This is a genomic window from Stieleria neptunia (assembly GCF_007754155.1).
GTDB classification, from domain to species: Bacteria; Planctomycetota; Planctomycetia; order Pirellulales; family Pirellulaceae; genus Stieleria; species Stieleria neptunia.
Genome location: NZ_CP037423.1, coordinates 2,498,967 through 2,525,768, shown reverse-complemented (window position 1 = coordinate 2,525,768; position 26,802 = coordinate 2,498,967). Strand labels below are relative to the sequence as shown.

Genomic DNA, 26,802 nt, shown 5'->3' with positions numbered 1-26,802 from the left:
CCCCGAGTGCCCGATTTAAATGAACCCACGGATGGCAGAGCGAACCCACGGATAGAAAGCAGCCTGGGATCCGTGGGTACGCGCTGCCATCCGTGGGTGTGATCCATTGCTGTGGTACCGGAGATCGTCTGTTCGATCAGATCGATCGAGGGAAGCGGATTGCCAGACGGTCCATGGCTCCCCCGCATGACATCTACCGATAGACGCTGCAGTAGGTCACGCTGTGCATGACGTCACGATGGCATGCACAGCATGCCCTACTTTTTCTCGTTCTCAGTGATGTAGGTCACGCTGTGCGTGACGGGTGGCATGCACAGCATGCCCTACTTCTTTGGCTCGGGCTTTTCCTGCTTCGGCAACCACTTGGCCAACTGTGACCTAATAGCGTCACTTCCCTGTTTCGAGGCCAGGTTCTTCCATTCGTAAGGATCGGCGACGACGTCGTAGAGTTCTTCTTCGCCGTTGGCGTAGCGGATGTAACGATGCGTCTCGGTCTTGACCGAATGGTTGCCGCGTCCGTGCGTGGTGATCGCCGGGAATTCCCAAGCCGCTTGCGGATCCCGCAGCAACGACGAGATGTCTCGACCACTGACGTGATCCGGGGTCGCGATGCCGGTCAATTCGCACAGCGTCGGGTACACCGACATCAAATCCACCGAACGGTCACAGCGTGTGCCGGGCGTCGTCAATCCCGGCACGACCCAGATGAAGGCGGTCCGCGTGGTTTCTTCCCACAGCGCGAACTTACGCCAGTGTTCCTTTTCGCCCAGCGACCAACCGTGATCGCTCCACAGGCAGATGATCGTGTTGTCTTTGTTCGGGCTGGCGTCAAGTGCATCGAGCAATCGACCGAGGTTCATGTCGGTGTAGCTGCACGTCGCCAGATAGGATTGAATCGCGGCCTTCCAACGACCACTCTTGAGGAATTTGGCGTGGTCGCCTTGTGGGCCGGCCATCTTCACGCCCGACGGCGGAATGTCGGCCAAGTCGTTTTCGATGTGCGGCGGCAACTGGATCGATTCCAGCGGAAACGCATCGTAGTACTTTCGCGGGGCGACGAACGGCAGGTGGGGTTTGTACAGTCCGCAGGCGACGAAGAACGGCTTGTCGCTTTTCTTGGTGATGCGTTCGATGCAGTAGTTGACGCAGTGCCAATCCATGATGTCGTCGTCTTTCAGGTTGGGGTGCGTCACATCGTCGTGGTACCCATCCATTTTTTTTACCCCCGGTCCGTTCGCACTTAACCCGTCGTCGGACATGTACTCGGTCCATTCGCTGGGGTAGTACTGTCGGGAGTGGTAGATTTTTCCGGCACCGGCGACGTGGTAACCGGCGTTTAGAAATTGCGCGCTCAACCCCTCGCCGGCCGCTTGGTGTTTTTTCCAGGCGTGACCGTTTTTGTAGCAGCCTGACACCCACGGTCGCCGTCCGCTCATCAACGCACAACGCGACGGTTCGCAAGCCGGCACGGCACAATGGGCGTTGGTGAAGGTGACGCCGCGACGGGCCAGCCGATCAAAGTTCGGCGTGCGAGCCTGCGGGTTGCGGTTCAAATGCGTCAACCAATGGTTCAAGTCATCGACGGCGATGAACAGAACGTTCGGTCGATCCGCCGCCGAAGCGAAACCGGAGAGACAGCACAGGGCGGCGACAATCATCAATCGCGACATGGGAGATGGCCGGGGTAAGGGGGAGGCGGTCGAGGAGGGGGATATTCAACCGTGCCAGTGTATTCGATTCCCAAGGCTGCGGTGCGGCATGGAATCGAAGGGGCACCGAAGTCACCTGTTTGATGTCAAACGCATCCTCACCGGTTAGGCAACGAGCGGAATCTAAAGGCCATTCTGCAGGCGCAAGATCAATCAAAGGGTGCGCCCGGAGCCTCGCACGTGACCGCTGCCCCCGAACCGCTGCCGCAACGACGCCGTTGCTGTTAAATTCTCGGTTCGACATCGATTGCTGCCGTCGCGGAATTCGCCTGGCAGTCATCTCCCATTGCCCTACCGATCGAGACGACGAGATGAAGATTACCGGATTCAAGGTTTACCAAGTCGACCTGCCCCTGGCGGAAGGCAATTACAGCTGGTCGGAGGGGAAGAGCGTCGACGTCTTTGATTCCACGGTCGTCCAAATCGAGACGGATGCGGGCGTGGTCGGTTTCGGTGAAGTCTGCCCACTCGGACCGGTCTACCTGCCCGCCTACGCCGCCGGAGCCCGGGCGGGGCTCCAAGAACTCGCCCCCCAACTGATCGGCGCAGACCCGACCGAGTTGTTGGCGCTGAATCAAAAAATGGACCGCGTGATGAAGGGCCACCCCTACGTCAAAACGGCGATCGACATGGCATGCTGGGACATCCTGGGCAAAGTCTCTGGGTTGCCGGTTTGCACCTTGCTGGGCGGCCGATTCGGAGACGACGTGGTGCTCTATCGTGCGATCTCCCAACGACCGGCCGCCGAGATGGCCGAGAACGTCGCCGGGTATCGCGAAGAAGGCTATCGACGGTTCCAGTTGAAGGTCGGTGGCCGACCCGATGAGGACATCGAGCGAATCCGCGCGGCCCGAGAGGTGTTGCAGCCGGGCGATAAACTGGTCGCCGATGCCAATACGGGCTGGTTGATGCACGAAGCGATGCGGGTCGTCGGCGCCGTGCGTGACGTCGACGTTTACATCGAACAACCCTGCGCGACGTATCAGCAGTGTTTGACGATTCGCGAAAACACCAATCTGCCGTTTATCTTGGACGAAGTCATCGACTCGGTCGACGCGATCCTGAAAGGTGCCTCCGACCGTGCGATGGATGCAGTCAACATCAAGATCAGCAAGTTCGGCGGACTGACCAAAGCCAGACAGGCGCGCGACCTGTGCGTGTCCCTGGGGATCGCGATGACGATCGAAGATAGCTGGGGCGGAGACATCATCACCGCCGCGATCGCGCACCTGGCACACAGCACCCCGACGGACTATCTGTTCACGTCAACGGACTTCAACAGCTACGTCACCCAGTCGATCGCCGACGGGGCACCCAAACGGGTCAACGGCCGGATGGCGGCATCGACCGAGCCCGGGCTGGGGATCACCCCTAAATTCGACGTCCTGGGCGACCCGGTCTGGAGCTGCTGAGCGACCCCGTTGCTGCGAACACGCTCAGAATGGACGCCGGGCTCACGTCAAAAAATGAGCTGACCAGAAAAGGCAGTGGAGGATTTCACGCACATTTGCGTTATTGACGGGGTCTACGTCATACTGGGAATCAGCAAGCCGCAGACCAGGCGTTGCGGCAATGGATGTTGAGCACGCCCTGAGACGACAAAGATGGCGACACGGTTTTCCTTCTCACTGCGTTCCAGGTCGATTCATTCGCAGGCCGTCTCGATCCGTTTCGCAGCGCTGGGCCTGTTGACGCTGCTGGTCACCGCGTCGCCCTTGTCCGCGCAGCCTCCCGATCGAGAACGTCAGATCGCGGATCGGTTCCTCGAAGTCCTGGTACGGAATCCCCGTCCCGGCACGGCGCTCGATCGGGTCTATGACTTTCATGTCCAACACCAATCGCTCGATCGATTGCTGCAGTCGCTCGATGATGCCCATTCGGGTCACAAGCAGACGGTCCGCGGTCTGATTCAGCTCAAGCGGGCAGACGCATCGGCCGCGGTTGATTCCCTGCAAAATGCGGAAGCGTTGTTGACTGGAAATGCCAACGTCAGCCACCAGCTGGCCAAGGCGCTGGCGGACGCGGGTGAACACGAAAAGGCGATCGAAGCGTTTCAACGTGCCATCGCGAAACAGCCCGATCGTCGACACGCACCGGACATCTATCTCGATCTCGGCAAACTGCATTGCCGGACCGGCCACGTCGACCGGGCGATCACGCTTTGGCAACAGTTGGTCGATCAATTTCCCGACGATCCTTCGATCGCGGAAAAGGTCGCGACCGCCTTGGTGGCACAGCAAGCCTACGAACCAGCACTCGACCACTATCGACGATTAGCCGAACAAGCCAAGTCGGCGGAAACCCGGGTCGGCTATCAAATCAAAGTCGCTGATCTGACGGCCCGGATCGGTCAAACGCAGCAGGCCCGCGAGCAATTGCAATCGATTCTGGACCGTTTGCGTCCGGGAAGCTGGCTGCACGCCGACGTCCGCAGCCGATTCGAACGGAGCTATCTGTCCGCCGGCGACACCGACGCGTTGGCGGATTATTACCGGCACCAATCGGCACGTTTTCCGGACGACGTCACGCTGCCGATTCGTTTGGCGGAAATCCTGGCGGGATCGGGGCGCACTGCGGAAGCCGAGACGATCCTGTTGCAGACGCTCGACAGCGCGCCGCAAGATGTCGATGCCCGTCTTGCCTTGGTGGAAATTCTCCAAGGCGAAGGCAGGGCCGGCGAGGCTGCTGGACAAATCGAACAATTGATCGCCATCGATCCGGCCAATCCCGACTATCGGTTGCGTCTGGGAGAAGCCCGTCTCGATGATTTATCCATCAGTCTCAAGCGACGGCGCGGTGCGGCCCGCGACGCGTGGGATCAGCTCGCGGAAATCAAGTCTGATGATGCCGCCCTGCTGGCGATCATCGCTGGACGTATGCATTCCATCGAAGCCTCCGATCGCGCCATCGAACTCTATCGGCAAGCCATCGATGCGGCCCCCGACGCCCCACACTATCGCGCCTCCCTGGGCGAGCTGCTGCACGATCTCGGGCGGCACGACGATGCGGTCGCGGTCTGGCGGTCCCTTGCCGAGGGCCCGCGGCGCAGTGCGGAGACACTGATTCAGTTGGCCGGAATCTTCGCGTCCGTCGAGCGGACCGATCTGGCACTGCAAAGCTGGCAGCAAGCGGCCGAGTTGGATTTGTCGTTTGACCAACGCTTGCATTACGTCCGCGTGCTCTCCGACGCGAATCGGCACGACGCGGCGTTTCAAGAATTGGAAAACGCCTCGGGTTTGGCGGAAAGCGGCGAAGAACGCGAGCGGCTGATGCGGCATCGAATCGAAGCACTGCGGGCGGCGGGCAAACTGGACGAGCAGATTGCCCAGGTTTCCGTCCAAGAACCGACGGCGGAAAACCAGCGGTTTCTGGCATTGCTTTTCCGGGCCAACGGACAACCGGCGGCGGCATGGCTTTCGATCGACGCCGCACTGAAACTCGATCCGGAAAACGTGACGGCCCTTCGCGATGCGGTCGACATCGCCGACGGATTGGGTCGACTCTCCGCCGCCGCGACGCATCTGGAAGCGTTGGTGCAGTTGGACAAACGTTTCCAGGTCAACCATCTCGGTCGGCTGGTCCAACTTCGGGAACAGTTGGGCGAAACGGATCTCGCATTGAATGCCGCTCAAGCCATGATTGACGCGAACCCGGCGTCACCGGAATCGTATCATCAGTACGCTCGAATCGCCTTGGCGACCGGTCGGGATGAAGCGGGCGAGAGCGCGTTGCGACGAGCCATCCTGGTGGACCCCCGGGACATCGAAGCACGTGTCACGCTGGCAAGGCGATTCGCCGAACGGTATGAAACACTTGCCGCGATCGATTTGTTCTGGCAAGCCATCGAATACGAACCGGAATTCACGGCACGGACGGAGTTGGTCCAACAGCTGGTGCCCCTGTATGCACGACGCGGAGAAATCGACCAGCTCGTGGCCCGGCTGGAACGCGTCGAACTGGACGGGCTGGACCCAAAAACCAAGCCCATTCTGATCGCGACCGTTTGGACGGTTGTCAAAGATTTCCGGCAATCCCACACGGTTCTCAAGCGGATGCTCGGCAAACATCCTCGCGATGTCAAACTGCTGCAGGCGATGGTCGATCACTTGTCGCAATCCGGCGATTTGCTCGCGGCGGTTTCGTATCAACGCCGGCTGGTCCGTGTGGAAGACACGCCGTCGAATCAAAGTCGGCTATCGTCGCTCGAACTGGAAGCCGGATTGATCACGCAAACCGAAGTGACGATGCGGGAGATGAAGGCGACGAAGGATCCCACGCGGATGGCGTCCATCATTCGTCGGATCGCAGCCACCGATCCCGAGCAGGCGGCCGAACTGTGTCGCGTCGCGTTGCAGAACAATGGCGACTTGTGGGACATTCAAATCGTCCGGGCTCAACTGCTGTTACTGTCCGATGCCCCCGAACGCGCTGAGCATGTGGCCCAAGCCGGAAAGTTGGCCGGCGAAGTGGCGGGGTTGAAACTCGATCCGGACTTGGCGTCCATCTCAGGCCTTGCCCCGACGGCCCCGTCCAACGCCACCTTGCGGGTTTCCTCTGCTAGATACTCGAACCCCGCCGCACTCACGAAGTATGTTGTGGTGAGCCGCGCCGCGCCGGGAGCGTCCCTGACGCTCAAAGTCCGGCGACCGAGACAAGCCTCGGTGGGCCGCGATGGCTATCCCGCGTCCGCTGCGGCGTCACTGCAGACCATTTTGTTCCTCAATGAACGACGCATCACGAGTCGGCGAAACAACGGATCCAAAAGTTATTCGTTCTCCTTCGGCAGCAATTTTCTCGCACCCGGGGATTACTTCCAGGCTTACTGGATCGCGCGTTGCGTGCAGATTCTCGCGGATCGTGAATTGGCGTCACTCAACGGACAACCGATCACGGCGAAGCAAGTGATCGACAAACGGTTCTCCAACCCGCCGATCGAGTCCGAGGACGTCGACGCGTTTCGCCACGCAATCCGGCTGCATTCGATTCAAAATTCGCTCGACGATACCGACACGTTGCCACCCGAAGCGATCATCTGGCGGTTCGCCCAGCTCGATCCGGCGAGCGATCAACCGGCGCTCGCCGAGCTGCTCGCCAGGCGATCACGCAATCGACACGTACTGGCAAGGCCCCGGCAGGACAAGATTTCACCGCTCGACGATGCAAAACTGGCGATCCTGGCCGACGTTTGCCAAACACACCAGACCCTGGCGACGAAGCGTTCGGCGCCGATCGAAACGATTAGACGTGACCTGCAGTTGCGACAAAACCTGGTGGCGGAGTCTCGTCTGGCAGGAAAAGACGATCCGTTCTCCGAGACGCTTGATCAGCCGTTCGCCCCGTCGAGCTACCATCGCGGCATCGCAGAAATCCAAGCAGCATTGTGGGAAAACGCTTTCACACTGGCGGATGAAAAAGCCGCCGATTTGGTCCAGATCGCCAGGTCCAGTCGCCCCGGCAGATCGATGACCGACCAAGTGGTGCCGTGGATCGTCTCGCCAAACAGTGACGACGAACAAGCCTTCGTGATCCGCCATCGACAACTGCTGGCCGATGCTTGGATCGCGCATTGGTCGCGCTGGTCGATTCTTTACCGCCAAGGTCTGCCCCCGTCAGAATTGTTTGGTGGTGACCAGCTGCAAATCGTGACTCCGGTGTTGTTGCCGGGTCTGCACCCGCCACGCTATGAACTTTTCAAACTGCAGCTGCCACTATCGAAGCGATTGATCGAGGCCAATCTGTTGCGGGGAGTGCTGCCGCTGATTCCAAAGCAGTCTGTGAGAGGATCCTCATCGACCATCCTTTCGGTCCCGGACGATTTTCTGCAAAGGTTGGTCGAGCCGCTCGAGGGTGCAACGCCGCACGAGTTGAAATTGCGGCGGATTCTTGCTGCGTTCGCGGCGTGGTGGGACCAACGGCCGCTGGATTGTTTTGTCCAGCTGGAAACGCTGGCCGATGAGTTCCCCGACGATCTCGACTTGCAAATCGAAGCGGCGCGTCTGGCCGTGGTCACCGAGCAACCGGCTAAAGCATTCGAACGTCTCGATCAAATCAAAACCACGGACGATTCAGCCCGCCAACAAGTCGAATTGGCACGCGTGATTCTGGCCGCACAGGCGGGCAACGATGACCTCGTTCGTTCCACCGCCAGACAGCTACTCGCTCGGCCGATGGATGACGACACGCGAACATTCCTGACGAAACAATTGGAATCGATCCATTCGAAAAACGCATCGGTCGCTTCGTTGCAGCAGGCGATCAGGAAACAGCCCGTCGCCCCCGCCCCGAATCGCGTCCCCATCCGCAATCCCGTGGCGGATGCTGTCGAACAAATCCAGTTGGCGCAATCGCTGCTCGAATCGGGTAATTTTATCACCGCGTCGGAAGTCGCCTATTCGGTCATCCATCGCCAACAAGACCCACGCAAGGCAAACCGAACCGGTACACGGCGTCAAGCGATCCAGATCCTGGCCCAGACGAACCGCTTGCAGCCCCTGATCACCACGACCAAGCGTAAACTCGAGTCCTCTCCGAACTCGAGTGTCTATCGCGAAGAACTCGCCGATTTGTATGTCGCCGCTGGGGAACCGGAACTCGCCGGCCGGCTCTGGGAACAGACGATCGAATCGGAGAAGCTGACGCCGCGCCAAATCATCAGGCGGGCGAGTTCGCTGCGAGGCAAACAGAAATTCCATCACGCCGCGGTGCTATATTTGGTCGCGTTCGAGCGCGATCCGAAACAATGGCAGAGTCACTGGAATGTGTTCACTCGCGCGGCGTCGATGTCGACCTCGCAAGAGATTCTGTTTGATCACCTTTGTCGAATCGACATCCGATCGTTCCCCCTCGAATCCGCCTGCAGCGTGATCCGGATTCCCGGATCGGGGCCGTTCAGCGAGGCTCGGCGACGCTTTGCCCAGCATGTCGTGAACCATCCCCAAGCCGCCACACAATTGGACGTGCTGTTGGCTGCGATTCCAAAATCCGAACGGAAGCAGATTCCCGAATTGACCTCGATGATGGTCGATGCCATCACCTCACGGGATGCCTTTCGCCACGATTCGCCACTTTGGAGCATGCGGGGGTGGAACGAATCGGGAATCGTTCCAGGCGTGTTGAGCGATCTGATGGATCTGTTGCATCGCGATGACCAAGCGTCGCAACGGTTTCTCATGGCGGTCGATGTCTCAGCGTCGGAGGACACTCAGGCGAATGGCGAGTTTCTGAAGGCCGTTTATGAACTGCATGCCGAGGAGACACGGGGTGCGGCGGCGGAGCGGATTCGCGCGATGGTTCCGCCTCGCTTGGATGCAGCGATCACGGCGTCTCCGGCAGGAAACATTCCCGCCGGACTGCTTTGGCAAACCGGCCAACTGATCGAAACACTCGATCCGATCGATCAGAAAGCGATGCTGCAAATCGGAATCTTTCAGGCCGCGGTTCGCCATTCGCCATCGGATCCCGTCGCATCACATCCCGTCGGCTCGCCACTGGATCAACTGTTTCGCGCCTACGTCAAAGTCGGACGGGGCGATCTGGCCCGACGCGGTTGGCTGCAGCGACTCCGCACGTGGGAGTATCCGCGCACCACGGGCGTGCGAGAGAATCGGCAATTGCAGGTCGCGGCGCACCTCGCTGAGCACCTGTTCGAATCCGGTTTCCCGATCGATGCCGCCGGAATCTGTCGGCGTTTCCTGGACCAGCCCCTGGTGTTCCAATTGGCCAGACGATACAGCCAGGGGCGAAATCATCAAAGGATTTTGGAAACTCGCCTTGAATCCGCGATCGAATCCGTCGATGCCGAAAACGCCATCTTGTACGTCAATGCAATGCGGGCTGATCTGTTGGCCGGCGTTCAGGAGGCCCCTGTGGATCTGTACGCAACCAAGCTGGACCGCTTGACCGAGACTCCACGGGATTGCCTGTTCGAGCTGGCAATCCGAACGGCCTCAGAGACTCCGGCCGGACGCGATGCATGCCAGAAACTGCTCACAGAATTCGATCGCATCGCCGATGGCGAAAAGCAACCCTCATCCAATCTTCCCGCCCGTCTGATGTTGGCGTCGGTCGTCAGGCCGGACGATTTGAGCGACCTGGTCGATGAATGCCTGCAAACGTTGCCTACGGAGACACGGTTGAAAGCGGGTCCGTTGCGTGAATGGGTCCTGGCATTGACGGCGATCGAGAGGAGCGACGTCGAATCCGTCGACGCGGCATTGGAGCAAATGATCGCGCGGTTGGTTGAAATTGCGGACGAAAACGGTGACCAGGCAGCCCTGTCGGTGCTGACGGGCCTCCATCATCGCGACGACGCCCCCGCCGCTCGCTGACCGGCACAAGTGGCGTAAGCTTCCAGCTTGCGACCCCTGCAAGCCTCAGCTTGCACCCGCCGTCCCCAGGGGGAAGCGTCACGGTCTGTTGATTGAGTGAGCCGCGACGCGTCAGCGGCCGGGCATTTCGGCGCCCGCCCGAGGCCTGACGGCCAGCGGCTCACCATTGACTCCGCAGATCCCGAATCAATCAACAGCCCGGTCAGCAACCGGCACAAGTGGCGTAAGCTTCCAGCTTGCGACCCCTGCAAGCTTCAGCTTGCACCCGCCGCCCCCAGCGGGAAGCGTCACGGTCTGTTGATTGAGTGAGCCGCGACGCGTAAGCGGCCGGGCATCCAGACGCACGCCCGAGGCCTGACGGCCAGCGGCTCACCATTGACTCCGCAAATCCCGATTCAATCGACATGCTGGTCAGCCAGTGGCGCGTGATCTTGGTACGCTGAATCGGTACAATCGTTGATTGTCGTGCTCGTATCGATGTCGCAGCGGCGCAGTTCGGAGAGGAATTTCCACGACGATGACGCAAAACAATCGCTCTCGAATCCGATCGCCGCGTGTTGCCCTGCTGGTCTGTCTGCTCACGATCTGTGGCATGCTCTTTTCCGATCGATGTGGCGTCCTGGCCCAACGCCCGGCTGCCGAGGCTGACCAGGCGATCGAGCGATTCACCGAGGTGCTGCTGCGGCGGCCGAGACCGGGAATCGCGCTCGATCGCGTGTACAGCCACCATCTGCAAAATCGCACGCTCGACGATTTCCTTCGATCGCTCGACGTCGCCGAAACCGCCGAGCGTGCCGGTGAGCGTCAGATGACGCTCGGGTTGATTCAGCTCCGCCGCGGCTTGTACGACGATGCGATCGGGGCGCTCGGCAAGGCCGAACGCTGGTTGGAAAACAACGCCCTGGCGAGCTTTCATTTGGGAAAGGCGTTACAAGCGACGGGGAAAACCGACGAAGCGACCGAGGCCATGAAACGCTCGATCGAACGAGGCCCCGGACGCGTCGACGCGGTGGACATCTACCTGCAACTCGGTCGACTCTATGCTCAATCGGGCCACCAAGATAAAGCGATCCGAACGTGGAAACAACTCGAACAACAGTTCCCCGGCGATCAAACGATCGCTGAACGGGTCGCCCGTCACTTGGTCAATGAAAGACTGTACGAACCGGCCTTGGAACAATACACCCAACTGGTGCGCAAGACGGAGCACGCCGAACAGAAACTTCGTTTTCAAATCCAGACGGCGGAATTGCAGCGTCTGCTCGATCGCCCCGAACTGGCGAACGAACAATTAAAATCCCTGTTGCGGCGACTACGTCCGGGCAGTTGGCTGTATCGCGATGTCCGTGATCGGCTGGAGGCGGGATTGCTCCACGATGGCTCATTCGATGCACTGATCGAGTTTTATTCCGCGGAGGTGGAAAGGTTGCCCGATGACCTGTCGTTGCGGATTCGACTGGGTCAAATCCAAACACTTGCCGGGCGTTTGGATCTGGCCCGACAGACGATGCAGACCGCCGTCGATCGGGCTCCGGGCGACGTTGCCGCACGTCTGGCCTTGATCGATATTCTGGATCGCGCCGATCGTCCGGCAGAAACATCACCGCAGTTCGAAGCCCTGGTCCGTCTAGACCCCAACAACCCCGATCACTTCATTCGCTGGGGCCGTCTGTTGTTACGTGACGCGGACCGGAAAGTCGACGAACGACGTGACGCCGCGGTTGCCGTCTGGGAACGCCTATTGAAGTCGCGTCCCGATGATCCGGTTCTGCATGTCCGCGTCGCCAAATTGCTGGCCGGTATCAACCGCACGGAACACGCCATTGCCCTGTACCGCAAAGCGGTCGAACTGGCCCCCGATTCGACACCCTATCGCGAATACCTGGGTGAACAGCTTCATTCACTTAAGCGGAAGGACGAGGCCATCGAAGTATGGCGATCGATCGCGGCCGGGCCGCGGCGGAATCGCGAGTCGTTGATTCGGTTGGCGGAAATCTTTGCGGCGTTCAAGTTCAACTCTCAATCACTCCAGGCGTGGCAGGAGGCGTCGTCGTTCGATCTGACTTTCAATCAACAGCTCCGCTACGCCCGTGCCCTGCTGGACGCGAAAGCCTACCGCCAAGCCATCGCGCAACTGGAGGCGGCCGAGTCGATCGCCGAAACGCGAGACGAGCGTCAACACGTGCTTCGTGACCAAATCACGGCCTACACCGAAGCCGGAATACTGAGAGAAAAGATCGCAGAAACCGCCGATCAGGAACCCTCGGTCAAGAACCGCTTGCTTCTGGCGTTGCTGTACCTTGCCGACAATCAATTGTCCCGCGCCGCCCTGACGATCGAAGCCGCGGCCGAGCAGGCGCCCGACGATGTCGCAACACTACTCGTTGCGGCGGAGACCGCCGAGCAACAACAGCGGCGAATGGACGCGATCCGCTATTTCGAGCGTTTGGCGGAATTGGACCGAAGGTTCCAGACAACGTACCGGCGTCGGATCGTGACGCTGCACAACGAACTCGGCGATTTGGACCAAGCGATCGACGCCGCCGGCGCCTTGATCCGCGTCGCTCCGGGTGCACCTGATTCCTATCGAATCTATGCCGAACTGGCGTTCGCACTCGGTCGCGATGAAGAAGCGGTTGCGGCACTGCGAAACGCGATCGATTTGGCGCCGCGAGACAATCTGAACCGGCTGACGTTGGCCAAGCACTACGCCGAACGGTTCCAGACCGATCCGGCGATCCAACTGTATTGGGAAGCGATCGAACTGGAACGCGATTGGGATCGTCGTCACGAGCTGCTGGAATTGTTGGTTCCACTGTACGAGCGGCGTGGAGAATCGGGGCAGCTGCTAAGACGCCTGGAACAATTTGCGTTGGCGACCAAGGACCGTTACCACACGCAGCGGATGATCGCATCGTTTTGGCAATCGATCGGCAATTTCAAACGTGCGGGATTTCTGTTGCGGCAATTGGTGGATCAAAACCCGAACGATGATGATCTGATCCGCCAGACCGTCACCTGTCTGATGGCGGTGTCAGATTTCCAGGCCGCGATGGAGTATCAGCGTCGATTGACCGACCTGAAGGGCACACCGGACGACTATGACTTGTTGGCGGAACTTCATGCCCAATGCGGCCATTCAGATCCTTTCGAATTGTTCGCACGCGAACTGGCGGTCACAACCGATCCACAACGGGCGATGAAGATCATCGATCGCGCGGCCAATCGGAGTCACCAACAGGCCATCGAACTGTGCCGGATCGTGACCGCAGGTGAACCGGCGTGGTGGGGAATCCAGTGTGTTCATACTCAATTGCTGTTCAAAACCGCCGGCGACACCGACGACGCTCGTTTCGCCGAAGCGATCCGCATGGCCGGCGAGTTTGACACGTTGGACATGCGGCTCGATACACCGCCCCCATGCCTAGGCTCTCAGGCATCCGGCACGGGTTTGTCGGGCAACTACACAATTCGATTGCCCGCGAAAGTCAGTCGTTCCAGCAGGGCCAATGCGGGCACGGTCACGGTACCGAAACGTAGCTTCACGTATTTCCTGGGTAACTTGCTGGGAAAAGTGGACTCGCCCCGTGCCGTCGGTGTCCCGGTGCCGCCCGTCGTCAAGGATTACATGATCCCGGAAGACTTCCATCAAGCGCGCTGGATCTGTCGTGCGATCAGTGTGCTTGGCCGCTGCAAACAGAACGCCCGCGACGGCAAACAGCAAACGCCGCACGAAGTCATTGACGAATTGTTCCCCCTGCCGCCGCTGGATCAGATCGATGATCTGGGCAAGCTCGAAGAGAAGCTCGCATTTTATGGTCTAAAGAACTCGCTGACCGGTACATCCGGCGGCCCACCGGAATCGTTGTTTTGGAGAATGGCGGAAGTGGACCCGACAGGGGAGCACCCGGCATGGCGTAAGGCATTAGAAACCAGGAAGAAGCGTCTGAGCGTTGAAGGCGATGGGTCGTCGCGCCGCCTGAAGTCACTCGATGACCGCCAACTGGCAATCTTGGCAAAGGTTGTCGCGGCACGGCAGCAAATGCGACGTGCGGGCGTCGTGACGACGAAGCAGATCGGGGAAACGCTCGAATTGCATCGCACCATGATGCGTGAGTTTCGGCTCGCCGGAAAGGAAAGTCCGACACTGAATCGTGATCCCGCGCAGCAACCGAACCGTTTGATGGTTGCCATCGCGGATATCCAATTGGCGCTTTGGGACAACGACGTGCCCCATGCCGACAAACTTGTCGCCGGGTTGACCGACATCGCACGCCGCGATCCACAACCCGATTTGCTGAAAGAATTGCAGGCCAACAAAGTCATCACCTGGCTCCTTGCACCCACCGTGCCCTCGGAACTCGAATTCCAACGGCGCCATCAGACGGCTCTCCTTGATGCCTGGTTGGCCCACTGCACTCATCGAAACACGCTGAACCAGAAAACACTCAGCGTCGCCTCGCTCGTCCGCCAATACGAACCAGCCCACCAACGACAGGGCATCACGTCCACGGCTTCCATGACGGTCTTGAGCTTCCCCAATCGGCGTGTTTCGCAGCACGGTTGGCAATCAACACTTTCCAAACATCTGATCGACGACTATCTGATTCACGGTATCGAGCAACTGGCATTGAATAACAATTCCCGTCGTTGGAACGCCGCCGGGGATTCCCAGTCGGAGGGTTGGTGGATAGAGCTTCAACGTGATTTGGAAGGAGCGCCGGAACAAGAACTGAAACTGCGCCAGTTGGTCGCGGCGTATGCGGCGTGGTGGATGCACCAGCCCGCTGATTGTTACCAGAGGATGCAGTGGCTTTGCGAAAGGTATCCAGGGGATGTGGACCTGCAGATCGAGTTGGCGCGGTTCGAAATGGAAACCTCCAAAGCCGACCAAGGGTTCGCGCGGCTGAGCAACATGGAGACGACCGATGACCAGTCGAAGCTGAAAATTGAACTGGCCAAGTTTCATCTGGCGATGCGTTTCGGCGCCTTGCAATCGGCTCGCGGTACGGCCGCTCAGATCCTCACGCTGCACGTCGACCATGCCACGCGCACGGCGATGGAAAAGCTCGTGGCAGAGATGGGGCTGGACATCCAGTCGGGTCCGAGGGCCATGGCTCCACAAAGCAGGATGCAGGCGTCGCGTTTGTTGCGACAAGATGATCTGTATCAACTGCGAATGGCCCAATCCCTGTTGATCGACGGCAATCGCACCACGGCGTCGGAGGTCGCTTATTCGATCCTTCAAGATCACATGGCCAACGGAAAGATTCTACGGTCCGCGGTGTCTCGCCAAGCGATGGAGATCCTGATCCGTGCCGGTCGAATTGACCAACTGGTTTCGATGTTCGAGCGGCGAATCGGTCTTGGGACCACCCCCGACGCGCCGATTCCTGATGGCTTCGTGGACGCATTGGCAGAGTTGTATCAACGCGCCGATCAAGGTGAGAAGGCGATACAGATTTGGAAGCAAGCCATTGATCAGGAACAGTTAACGCCCGAATTGATGGTCGCCCGAGCCAACCAACTCGCTTCGGAACGCAAGTATCATCAAGCCGCCATCACGTACCTGTTCGCGTTCGAGCAAGCCCCCGGTCTGTGGAAATCGCATTGGAGTGCGTTCGCCCAGTCGGCGGAAATCTCGAAATATCCCTCGGCAATTTACTCGCGACTGTTGGCGATGGACGTCACCCCGCATTCGCTGTTTTCGCTTTGCAACGTGATCGGCATCCGCTCCGGCGACGAATTCAGCGAGACTCAACGAGCATTCGCCAGGCACGTGATCCAGACGCATCCGGACGTCTCCAAGAAACTCGCGTTGTTGAAGCAGTTCATCCCCGAATCGGAGCGGTCGAATTTTCCCCGATTGGTGGAATTGTTGAAGCGGGATTGAGCGAACGCGTGGGCGAGAGGTTCGGCGATTCAGCGGTACCGTTCGCGTTCTTTGGCGCTGACACGGATATTAAAACGGTCTTCGTAGCGACCGGTTTCGTTGACGAAATCGATTTCGGTGTCCTGGTTTTCGAAGCGGAAACGTTGGATCGGGGGAGGGGCAACGGGACGAATCGAATAGAATTCCAGCAACGAGATCATCTGGCGTTTTTTGAGCGTCGACCGGAGTTCCTGTTGGGGGGCATCGGACGAGGCGATCGGATCGCTGAAGTGCTCGATTCGAATCGGCAGGCCTTTGCCGAAGTTGATTTCGGGGTCGTCGTCTTGGGCGATGGCCACGTTGACGCGTGTGGGAAACAGTGCCGGCAACTCGGCCCCGTTGACCAGCGCGGTGATTTCGTCGCGTCGACTTTGTTTCAACGTGCCGATGACGACCAACAGGGACCGTCCGGCGAGCGAGCTTTTGCCGAGTTTCAAGTCATAGTCTCGGCGAATGCTATCCAGCATTTCGCACGGACCCCCGACCATCATGCTCGGTTTGATGCGGTCGTTCCTGCGTAGCGTCCGGGCTCCTTCGTCCAGCCAACCCACATCGACACGGCTGAGGGAGACGACGCCGGCGACCTCGGTGCGGGTCCAGGCCAGCCGTCCGTCGCTGATTTGTTGCAGACGATGTTTTCCGGTGCCATCGTGCATTTCGATTTGAAAAGAAAACTGTCCGGTGCCGCCGCCGACCTGCAGAAAGGTCCCGACGCCGAGCACTTCGCGGCCGGAGGTTCGAACACGTTGTCGAATTTTGCAATCAAAGGCGGCCCCATTGGCCAAGCGATCGATGACTTGATCGATCAGTGCGGCGGCGCGCTGCTGGTCGGCGACGCTGTCAGCCGAGTCATCGCCTGAGCCATCGCCCGTACTTTCGACAGCAGGTTCAATGGGCGGGGCGGGGTCGGCTGGGGGCGGCTGTCCACCGAGTGGAGAAGCGACAAACATCGCGACGAGGACGCAAGCGAAGGCGAAGGGGCGCATCGGCGGCGTGAAACGGAGTTTCACGGGGCCTTTCGGCTGATCGCGGTCGTGTCGATCGATCTTCATGGTCGGGTTATGGCGATTTTTCCAAAGAATCAGGACGCAACGTGCCGATGGGTTTATCACGTGGCCGTCCTGTCCGTTGCGTGGCGCGAATCGTAGATGCGATTCGGGTCACACGTCCAGGCAGATCGTGCACGAGAAACTACCTTTGATTTTTCAGCCCAGGCGGGGACCGACCCCGCAAACCGCATTCGAGCGCGGTGCTACCCAAGGAATGGGGGAAAAGATGAAACGATTCGTCACTCACTTGTCGCTGATTGCGGCTGGTGCGATGGTCGCGACCGGATGCGTACCGACTCGCCACAATTTACCGCCCGCGCAACAAATGATGGAGCCCGGTCCTGGAGTCGGAGGCCCCGGCCCCGGCGTTTTGGGACCACCACCGTACGCCGGTGCCATGAACGCTCCGGCCGGACCCGGCGGCATGATGGCGGCCAACAAGGTTCCCGCGGAACTCCCGTCGGAACTCGCCGCCGCAGGCCGAGATCTGAGCCAGAGCGAAATTCAACAAGTCGGATTCGTCCAGGGGATGCATGGCGGCGGTGCCGCCTGCGGATGCATGGACGGATCCAGCGGACCGATGGTCGGCGGCCCCGGCATGATGGTCGCCGCGCCGATCAATCAAGCCGTTCAAGTCACCTTTGGACGCCCCGAGGGCATGCAAGTTCGCTACGACCAAAGCGGCAGCGGCATGTTCGACAGCGAACCGTTGATCGTCCCCGCCCGCCAAAACTTTCCCCAAGGAGGTTTGTTCCGCATCAAGCTGACCAACATCCCGGGACGTGAAGGCGTGGAACTGTACCCGACGATCGAATTGGCCTATGCCAATCCTCGTACCGGGGCTTACCTTGCCCACAACTCGATTCCGCTTCAATTCGATGAAGAGGATTTCGACCAAGTGGTCACCGGTAACTTCGTGACCAAGGTGCTGTACCTGCCCGATCCGGATTTCCAAGGCCCGGCCTTGGCGGGAATCGATACGCTGGTGAGCACACGTTTGGATCCGGGCGTGGATCCGATCGTCGAAGCCGACCGACGCGGTTCGATCCTGGCGATCATCCGACTCGGTGACAAAGATATCGAAATGCCCGGCTCGGGCGGCATGGGACTGGGAATGTCTCCGCCGATCGCCGGACTGCCCGCACCGTTCGCACCCGCGTCAACCAGCGGCTGTGGACCCGATGGCGGTGCCTGTTCGATGATGCCGCCGCAGCTGCCGGGCATGATCGCCGGCGTCAACGCACCCCAGTACGGCATGCCGATGAGCGGCACGCCGATCGGGTTGCCCGGACCGCCGCACATTCCATTGGGGGCCCCCGCGGGATTGAAGAAACACGTGATGCGGAACCGCACCCCGATGAATATTCCCCAGCCCGTCGAAACCATGCGAACGACCGTTCGGCATCAGCCCGGCTACAGCTATCCCAACCCGGTCAGCCGAGTGCGGATCACCGAGCAGAACATCCACCCGGGTGCACCGGCGGGACGTCCCCTGTTGCAGGGTAGTCAATCAGTCGATCCGAATTGCGAACCCTGATCGCAGGGTCCGCAGGATGATGGGCTGAAGAGGTAACTGTTGAAAGCACGCGGCGTCGGCATCTGAATTTCGGATGACCGACGCCCACGTTTGAGTGGACCCCATGATGCAAACCAAGCCGAACGCCATGCATACCAGGCCCAAAACCGCCGCCATCGCGATCGACGTGGCCGAATCGAGCAACCGAACTGCGGCGTTGGTTTGGATGTTCGTCCTGGCCTTGCTGATCGCCTTGTTCAGCAGCGTCGCGTTCGAGAGCGTCGCCGCAGCGACCGAACCGCTCGACACCAGCGGCCGACATCCGCTGTATTACAAATCACTACCGCCGGGTGCGATCTGGCAAAGTCCGGCTGCGGTGACGATGCAGCAGGGCACGTTCCAACCCGTCGCCTTCTCAGGACCCGCCGGCACCAAGTTTTCCTTGCCGCTGGCGGGCAGCCACAGCGAAGAGGAACCGGATCTGATGGCCGGCTTGATGGTCGGTGCGGTGTACCGCTTTCGCATCACCGGCATCCCCGACGCCATCGGCGCTGAACTTTATCCGACGGTCGAGCTGATCGGGCGAATCTATCCGCCACGCGGACTCGAAACGCTTTACCCGATCCCGATCAACCTGAACGAATCGGACTTGCAGGAAGCTCTGGACGGCAATCTGGTCACCCGGGTCGTCTATCTGGAAGATCCTCAAACGGCCATTCCGCTTGCCCAGCAACGCACCGAGTCGCGTCCGATCGATATCCCGTTGGACCAAGACGCGCTCGCAACAGCCGATTCGTTCGGCCGCCCCGTCGCGATCGTACGTCTGGGATCCAAGTCGCCGCCGCGGAATCCGGCACTGACCTCCCAGTTCTACTTCGGCTTTCCCGCATGGGCGCCGATTTACAAGCCCGAACCGATGCCCGAAACACCTTGAACGCAGCCGCTGCACGGATCCGTTGAACCGGCGTCCGATGTTTCACTCCTCGCCCCACCGCACACCAACCGTGCGTTTGGACCACGGACGTGGACGACACGCTTTGTTCCCGATACACCTTCAACCTCAATCGACCATGTTTCACCGCTTTGTATCTTGCCGATCTTTCTGTCGAGGCACGTTCGCGGCAGGGACACTGTTGGGAACGATGGTGGTCCTTGTCGGGTGTCAGTCGCCGACGGCGACCAAGGGATTCAGGTTACCGGGAACGCCGCACTTGCCGGGCATCCATCAATCGCCGACGCCGAAGATGAATCCCGGCGGTCACACGCCTGCAGTCCCCGGGGTCTCCACCACTTCATCGATCCAACCGCAGCAAAACGAAATCGCACAGGTCGGCTACTTTGGCCGATTGAGTGATCGCGGCGACGATCCGGCCGGTGTCTGCCAAGGATGCATCCAAAGCACCGACGAAGGGCAATGCCAAACCTGCGCGCCCGCCTATCCCGTCATGACGATGGGCCAGCCGTATGATCCGCAAGAGTTCTTGTGCAACGGCGGTGACACCCCACCGGCAGCCCGCGTGATGATCAATGACCGCGTGGGCGGGTTGGAACCCCAAGATGCCGTGGTGCATTACACGACCGAAGCGGGAGACATCGCGGTCCAGGCCAGCAATCCCGTTTGCCTGTACTCACCCCGCTTTGGCGCGATTCGCCAAGTCAGCGGCGCGGTGGCCGGCGAGAAAGCCATCGGCCTGCGTGGCACCTTTCAACCGGTCGGGCCCAACGGGATTGGGTTGACCCAGCCGAGCTTGGTGGTCGGCGAGACGTTAGAACTGGCTCATGCGGATGTCGCACGACGCGTCGACGCGATGCGTGATCGCAATCGCGGTGTTCCGGTCGAAGGCATCGTGCAACCGCTGCTGGCCGAAGACGCCTTGGAGATTCTGGCGACACTCGATGCGATCTCGCTGAATCGCTTGGATGAATCGCAAATCGCGATCCTGAAACAAGGTGCCGTCGCCGCCCAATCGTGGATGATCCGCGATGCGGTGGAAGTCATGATCGAAAGCATGACGCCGCCGGTGCTGACACGTGATGCCAAGGTTGAAGGGTTCGTCGAATACGATTTCCCGGATGCCGGTCGTCTGGAAATCATGAAGGTGGCCGACAAGCATCATGCACAGCAGGGCGAAGAAGTCAGTTTCGCCATCCATGTGCGGAACGTCGGTGACTCTGCGGTCAGCAACATCGAAATCGCGGACAGCCTGGTCGGACGCTTGGAGTACATCGAAGACTCCCAAAACTGTGATCGCCAAGCCGAGTTCACGACGCACGGCAACGCCGCCGGTTCGGTGCGGATGCTGTGGACGCTCGCCGAGCCGCTGGCCGTCGGCGAAACGGCCAAGATCGAGTTCAAGTGCCGCGTGCGGTAGGGCACGCTGAGCTGGGCGCGGGAAGAAGTGGCAAAACAAACGGGCTTAGGGGAGTCGAAAACGATGGATCAACGTCGGTTCATGATCGTCCGTTTCGATCGAATCGATCTGCCCGACGAGGTCCCGCTCATTGGTCAGCGAGGCGACCACGGGATCGCTTGCGGCGCGGATCGACAGCGTCAGTTCAGCGGGCCGCGCATGATAAAACATCCGCTCGACCGCTTTCGACGTTTCGCCTAAATAATCGATTTGGTCTTGAACGGTCACCGCCACCGATCCTCCATGATCGAGTGCCACACGCATCAGCCGGTTCTTGATCGATCCATCGGCGAGCAACGCTTGATGCAGATCGAGCGCCGCCAGCACCGCTTGACTGGGATCCTCGAATCCGACGCGAATTCGATCCGCTGATCCCGGTAGCGTCGCCCCGCCGTGTCGCGCGACGACTTCCGAGGTGAGCCCCAAGAACATTTGACCGGCGATCGCATCGGCCACCTCGCTGCCCTGTGCCCCGTCCGAGATCGAGACCATCATCAATGCCATCGCGCCGACTGAAACAAGCTGGCCGGGTGCAAGAATCTCGCCGGGAAACCATTGACGGAACGAACGCAACGTCGACGCGCGGGCGGCGGTCAACACATCCGTTCGGGGAGAGCGTCGTTCGACACGGATGACTTGCTCACGCGGCGAGCGATTGGTCAGCATCAGACGTTGGTGACCGGACTTCATCTCCGGAGCCGGCATCGCCGCGGCCCCGCTCTCGGGATCCCCGCTCTCCGGATCGGCAGACGATTCCCGCGCATCAACGTCCACGTCCCAGCGAGACGTTTCACCGGGCTGTCCGACGTCGAAATCGATCGCCAACCCGCAGGGCAACCCACGAAGGTGATAGCTTCCCACGTCGAGCGAGAGGTCCAGACGAAACCGCTCTCCGGCCTCGATCCGAATCTGGGCGACGACGTGCGGTGAATGGGCCGGCCCGCCGATGCAGTACGTTTTGACGTCGGCTTCGCGGATCTGGGGACTGACGCGAAAAATCAACTCGACCGAATGGGCAAAGTCGACTTCGAACTCGAGGTTGCAGGCGGGACAATGACTATGGTTTTCTAACTCCCGCAGCGTTTCTTTGATGTCCGAGGGGATGCGGCAGATCGGACAAAGGAGATCCCAATACAACACCAACAACCCCTCGTGCGCCGCGGCGAGAAAGGTTTCCACGACCGAATCATCCGACAGGGCGAACTGCCGTGCGAAGGCAAGCGGTCGGATCCGCGCCAGTTCCTGCGCGGGTGCTTTCTCGATGTGGTGGGCCAATCGTTCGATCACCCGCCGGTCCAAACCTCGCGTGTTCAGACGATCGGTCAGGATTCCCAGCCGGCGTCGGCGGGCCAGCTTTAGTCGGTTGGGCTGACGAAACGGATCGTCGACGTCTTTGGCCGTGAGCGAACGATCGATATGGTGATAAACCCGCTTGAGCGCTCGTTTGGCTTTGACACCGACCTCCAACGCGGCAGCGGCGCGGCCGAGCACGCTGCGCGGCTGGACCATGACTTGGTGCACCAGATGCGTTCCGCCGTCGGATGAACCCTGCAACTGGACCATGCTGATCATCCATTTGAAAGGCCCGGATTGAAAATCACGCAAGACGGCCAGTTGCTTTCCTTCGATCCACTCGAAGGGGTGCTCCTGCCACTCGAATTCCATCCCCAGACGCTCCGCTCGGGCCGACTGCGTGACACCGCCTTCCGCGTCGACCTGCGGTGAATAGTCGACCACGGGAAGCCCGATCGCCTGGTTCAACCGTTCGGTGTTGGAGACGTGTGGCCACAGCGCAGCCGGAGCGGACTTCAGCGGCCACTCGAACCGAAACCGCATCGCGGCGTCGTGGTCCCCTGGTGCGATCGGATGCATTTCGATCGAAACCGGTTCGCCTCGCAAGAGTCGATCGACGTCGGTCAACAAACCCTCGGCGTCGGCGTGTCGCAGCACCGGCCGTTTGGCGAGCGTCCGATCGATGACGTCAGCGAGTGAATCAGACAGCCCGGCTCGAAGGTCCGTGACGCGCGGTGCCGGCTGGTTTTGATGCTGATCGATGACCTTCTGAATGTTGTCGCCGAGAAACGGAGGTCGACCGACGAGCAGATGAAACAGCGTCGCCCCCATGGCATAGACGTCGGTCTCGGGTCCGACCGGTTCCCCACCACATTGCTCCGGCGACATGTAGGCGGGCGTCCCCACGACGGACCGCGGTGCCGCGTTATCGCCGCCGTCGGCCTCAGCGACATCGTTGAACAAGTCCTGCGCGAGCCCGAAATCGACAAGCGTCACAGCGACGAGGTTGATGTCACCCGAACCCAGCGTCTCTGCACCACCAGGCTCGCGCACTTGAACAATCACGTTCGCCGGCTTGACATCACGGTGGACCACCCCGTCGGCGTGAGGCTCCACCAAGGCACGCGCGATATCCGACAGTATTTGCAGCGCGTGGTGCTCGTCAATCGTTCCGTATCGGGCCAGCAGCGTTGCCAAGTTGGGTCCGTCGACAAATTCCATCGCCAGATAGTGCACGCCGTCTTGGCAATTGACGTCCAGCAGTTTTGCGACGTGGGGATTGTCGATACGGGAGAGGATTAGTGCCTCGTCGCGAAATCGCTTGACCACATCCTTGCACCGGGCATGTTCCGGATGCAGCACTTTGACGGCGACCGTGGCGCCATCGGCCAAGTCGATCGCTCGATACACCGATCCCCACGCCCCCGAGCCGATCCGACGCTCGATTTGAAATCGGCCCAATCGCCGTCCCCCCAGGTCGCCTGGGTCACACGGACCGGGAGCGGACCGTTTCAGATCGATCGTGTCTCCTTCTTCCTCGCCGCCGGTTCCGATCGATTCTGACGTGGCCGCCGTAGCATAAGTCGATCCACGCGTTGCGGAGGCGGGCGGTAGGCGGGCGTTGAGTTCATGGCAGACTTCATCGGCCAAGGGGCGATCCAACGGATCTTCGGCCATCATCGATTCGACCAGTGACTCCAGTGCCGCTAAATCACCATCGGCCAATCCGGATACCATTTGGTTGCCCCGTTCACCGATTTGCCCAACGCCGAGCAACCATGACACGATCGCCCCGAGCGCAAAAATGTCGTTGGCGGCTCGGTCGACAGCCCCCGCATCGGATGACGTCGGCACACACGCTTGATCAAAGCGATGTGTCGCGCTAGACGAGACACCGAGCGATAGGAACTCGGTGAAGTCGATGACCGGTTCGCCGGCATCGCTCAGCCCAATGCGACTGGGGTAGAGCTTGCCGTGAGCAACCCCCAAGCCATGAGCGTGCATCAACACTTCGGCCAAGCTGACACAGATGCCCATCGTCTGCGGCCACTGGATCGATGGTTGGTCCAGACCATCGGCAAGCGTTTGCGACAACGCGGAACCCAACACGACAAATCGCGGTTCATCGTCCAGATGGATCTGGATCAAGCGTCGGCTGCCGGGATGATCGAGCAGGGCAATTTTTTGCAACTGCCGAGAGAGCCGAACCCAACGGCGTGGATTGGCCGCCGCCGCGGTCAGATCGTTCAGCTGAACCAGATTTCCCGTTGACGCCTGCCGTGCCAGATAAGCGACGCCATCCTTCCCGGCACCACGTTGCGACAGCAGTTGATAGCCGGGAAACATCATGGGATTCACAAGGAAAGGTTTGGTGCAATACCGCCAATGAAGGACCGACACTTCTTTTCCGTACGTTGTTTAGTACGCCGAGAGACACTGCTCCAAATCACGGATTTCGGCATCGACGTCCGCTTCGGCTGCACCACGGCCCTGCAACAACGATCGCATCGTTCGACAGAACATCCGTTTGGCGGTGACCAGAGCGTTTTGCGCCTGGGTCGTCGACTCGAACGCGCCGCGTCGTACGATTTCGTCGTAGGGTGTCGGTTCGGCCCCATCCAAAATCGGCCCCAAGATCCGACCCTGGAAGACGGTCCACAGGTCTTCGCGGCCGTCTGCGTGACATTCGTCCTTCATCTGCTGAAGAACGATCGCCAGTGTTTCTTGAGCCCAAGCGGTTTCGCTGATCTTGTCGGGCGTGTTGGTCGTCGCGTTCTGATTCGAAAGCGTCTCATCACTCAGGCTGACGGCCCGTTCCGCCTGGCGTTTCTTGGCGTTGCGGCGACGCAGTTGGTTTGCCAAGTAGTTTTCGAGCGATTTGACGAGCAAGGAGCGGAATTTGCCGCGGTCTTGATCGGCCGCCGCCAGCAGGTCACTGTCGAGCACGCTATCAGTCACAAAGCTCTGCACCAAATCGTCCGCGTCGTTCGGGTCGACTCCCTTTCGAATCACCAGATGCGCGCGAATCGCAGGCCAGTATTGACTCAAGACCTCGTTGAGTGCCTGACGCTGATCTTCGCTGACCCGATCGCACGCCCCCCGCACCAATGTCCACCGCGTGGTCGGAAAACGACAAAATTCACTCACCGTCACGCGTCGATTGCGAGTCATCGGTCTCCCCAAAACGTTGCAGGCCCCAACGCTTTCAGTGTATCACCGGCTGCGGCCGACGACGACGCATTCAGGTGGAAAGCGTGCCGGAATGAAGGCCCATCAGCCGGCGGCCCCACGTCGTGTCGGCGCAAGGTTGTCCTCGTCCGCGTTCAACGCCGTCCCCACTGACGCACTTTGGGAAGATTGCGGTACAACAGCCAATTGTACGCCCGGCTCGGCATGGTACGTCGCATCCAGGAAAACATCACCGCGTCGACACTTCCGTAGACCCGCAGCGGTGGAGACTTTCGCCGCATCACCCGAAGCACTTTCTTCGCCACCGAGTCGGGAGTGGCGAGCGCCCGATTCATCGCCATTGCAATGAATCGTTCCATGTGATGGTAGTGCTCGTGATAGTCGTTGTCGCAATTCGCCGAGGCTTCGGCACCCATCATCGTGTAGGGCACTTTCTCGAACGCGTCGGACCGCATGAACCCGGGCTGGACAAGTGTCACCGAGACATTCCATGGTTTCACTTCGTAATAGAGCGCCTCACTGGCCCCTTCTAAAGCGAACTTTGAAGCCGAATAAACGGACATGGTCGGCATCGCCATCATGCCGCCGACCGAGGAAATGTTGATGATCTTTCCGCACCGTTTTTTTCGCATGCCCGGCAAGACACAACGTGTCAGTTCGATGGGGGAGCGAAAGTTGATGTTCATTTGATGCAGGCGTTCCGGTTCGGTCACGTGTTCGACACAGGAACGATAGGCGACACCCGCGTTATTGATCAGAATGTCGACACCACCGAGCTTGGACGAGATCTCGTCGACTAGCGACTGCCGTTGGTCGGCGTTGGTGACATCGAGCGGGCGAATCCATACGTCATCGCATTGGGCAATCCCCTGCTCGCCGAATCGCGATAGTGATGATTCTCTTGCCGTCAGAACAATGTGGATCCGCCGCCTCCGTTGCTCCTCCAGCAGCCGGTGTCCGATCGCGAGCCCCAAGCCGACCGAAGCTCCCGTCACCAGCACGACCTGACGACGATCGGCGTTTGCGAGGATCTCCAGGGTCATCGGGTCGGGGCGAAGGGGGCACGAAGCGAGAAAAGACTCCTCTCGCTCGTGTGGGGCAAACCCCGTACCCGACCGGGCTAAGTTGGGAGGCCTCGGTGCCTAGTGGGCACGCCCTTGCCGTAAATCGCTTTCCCGGATCGGTCGCCGCCCTTACCGACCCTGCACGGTCTGCCCCGCGGCATCATCGCGGATCGGGTTGCCCAAATATCGTGCAGGACCGTGACCAGCGAGCGGAAAAGGGGTCAGGTACCAAAAACCAAATGGCCCGCAGGGTGCTTCGCATTTTTGGTACCTGACCCCTTTTCCGCGGTACCCTAAGTATAAAAGTTGACG

At 60.0% G+C, this 26,802-nt stretch carries 11 protein-coding genes; 6 read left to right on the top strand and 5 right to left on the bottom strand.

Annotation, left to right across the window (positions count from 1 at the left end):
- Positions 1-323: 323 nt before the first annotated feature.
- Positions 324-1,670 (bottom strand): sulfatase, encoded by a 1,347-nt coding sequence (locus tag Enr13x_RS08820; protein WP_145385668.1) that lies wholly within the window; start codon positions 1,668-1,670, stop codon positions 324-326.
- A 350-nt stretch (positions 1,671-2,020) separates the two neighbouring features.
- Between Enr13x_RS08820 and Enr13x_RS08815 the strand changes: the two genes are divergently transcribed.
- The 3 genes from Enr13x_RS08815 (at position 2,021) to Enr13x_RS08805 (ending at position 15,929) form a co-directional block, all read left to right on the top strand.
- Entirely contained in the window at positions 2,021-3,121 is a 1,101-nt protein-coding gene (locus Enr13x_RS08815; protein WP_145385667.1) for a cis-3-hydroxy-L-proline dehydratase, read from the top strand.
- A 192-nt stretch (positions 3,122-3,313) separates the two neighbouring features.
- Positions 3,314-10,036, top strand: a complete 6,723-nt coding sequence (locus tag Enr13x_RS08810) for a tetratricopeptide repeat protein (protein ID WP_145385666.1) — start codon at positions 3,314-3,316, stop codon at positions 10,034-10,036.
- A 517-nt stretch (positions 10,037-10,553) separates the two neighbouring features.
- A complete protein-coding gene (locus Enr13x_RS08805; protein ID WP_145385665.1) occupies positions 10,554-15,929 on the top strand; it encodes a tetratricopeptide repeat protein in 5,376 nt (1,791 codons plus the stop codon).
- A gap of 29 nt (positions 15,930-15,958) precedes the next feature.
- Here Enr13x_RS08805 and Enr13x_RS08800 read toward each other — a convergent pair whose 3' ends face one another.
- Entirely contained in the window at positions 15,959-17,020 is a 1,062-nt protein-coding gene (locus tag Enr13x_RS08800; RefSeq protein ID WP_145385664.1) for a hypothetical protein, read from the bottom strand.
- A 223-nt stretch (positions 17,021-17,243) separates the two neighbouring features.
- Between Enr13x_RS08800 and Enr13x_RS08795 the strand changes: the two genes are divergently transcribed.
- The 3 genes from Enr13x_RS08795 to Enr13x_RS08785 all read left to right on the top strand — a co-directional run bounded on the left by Enr13x_RS08795 (position 17,244) and on the right by Enr13x_RS08785 (position 20,905).
- The gene (locus tag Enr13x_RS08795; protein ID WP_145385663.1) at positions 17,244-18,554 is read left to right on the top strand and encodes a hypothetical protein; all 1,311 of its coding nucleotides are present in this window, start codon (positions 17,244-17,246) and stop codon (positions 18,552-18,554) included.
- Between the two features lie 127 nt (positions 18,555-18,681).
- On the top strand, positions 18,682-19,467 hold the full coding sequence (locus Enr13x_RS08790; RefSeq protein ID WP_145385662.1) for a hypothetical protein: 786 nt from the start codon (positions 18,682-18,684) through the stop codon (positions 19,465-19,467).
- 208 nt (positions 19,468-19,675) lie between these two features.
- Complete coding sequence (locus Enr13x_RS08785; RefSeq protein ID WP_197455880.1) at positions 19,676-20,905, top strand: DUF11 domain-containing protein; 1,230 nt, start codon at positions 19,676-19,678, stop codon at positions 20,903-20,905.
- Positions 20,906-20,950: 45 nt separating this feature from the next.
- On the opposite strand, the gene Enr13x_RS08780 is transcribed toward Enr13x_RS08785, so the two are convergent.
- From Enr13x_RS08780 to Enr13x_RS08770, 3 genes are all read right to left on the bottom strand, one after another.
- Complete coding sequence (locus Enr13x_RS08780; RefSeq protein ID WP_145385660.1) at positions 20,951-24,586, bottom strand: protein kinase domain-containing protein; 3,636 nt, start codon at positions 24,584-24,586, stop codon at positions 20,951-20,953.
- Between the two features lie 69 nt (positions 24,587-24,655).
- Complete coding sequence (locus Enr13x_RS08775) at positions 24,656-25,408, bottom strand: RNA polymerase sigma factor (RefSeq protein ID WP_145385659.1); 753 nt, start codon at positions 25,406-25,408, stop codon at positions 24,656-24,658.
- Positions 25,409-25,560: 152 nt separating this feature from the next.
- The gene (locus Enr13x_RS08770) at positions 25,561-26,469 is read right to left on the bottom strand and encodes an SDR family NAD(P)-dependent oxidoreductase (RefSeq protein ID WP_145385658.1); all 909 of its coding nucleotides are present in this window, start codon (positions 26,467-26,469) and stop codon (positions 25,561-25,563) included.
- Between the last annotated feature and the right edge of the window lie 333 nt (positions 26,470-26,802).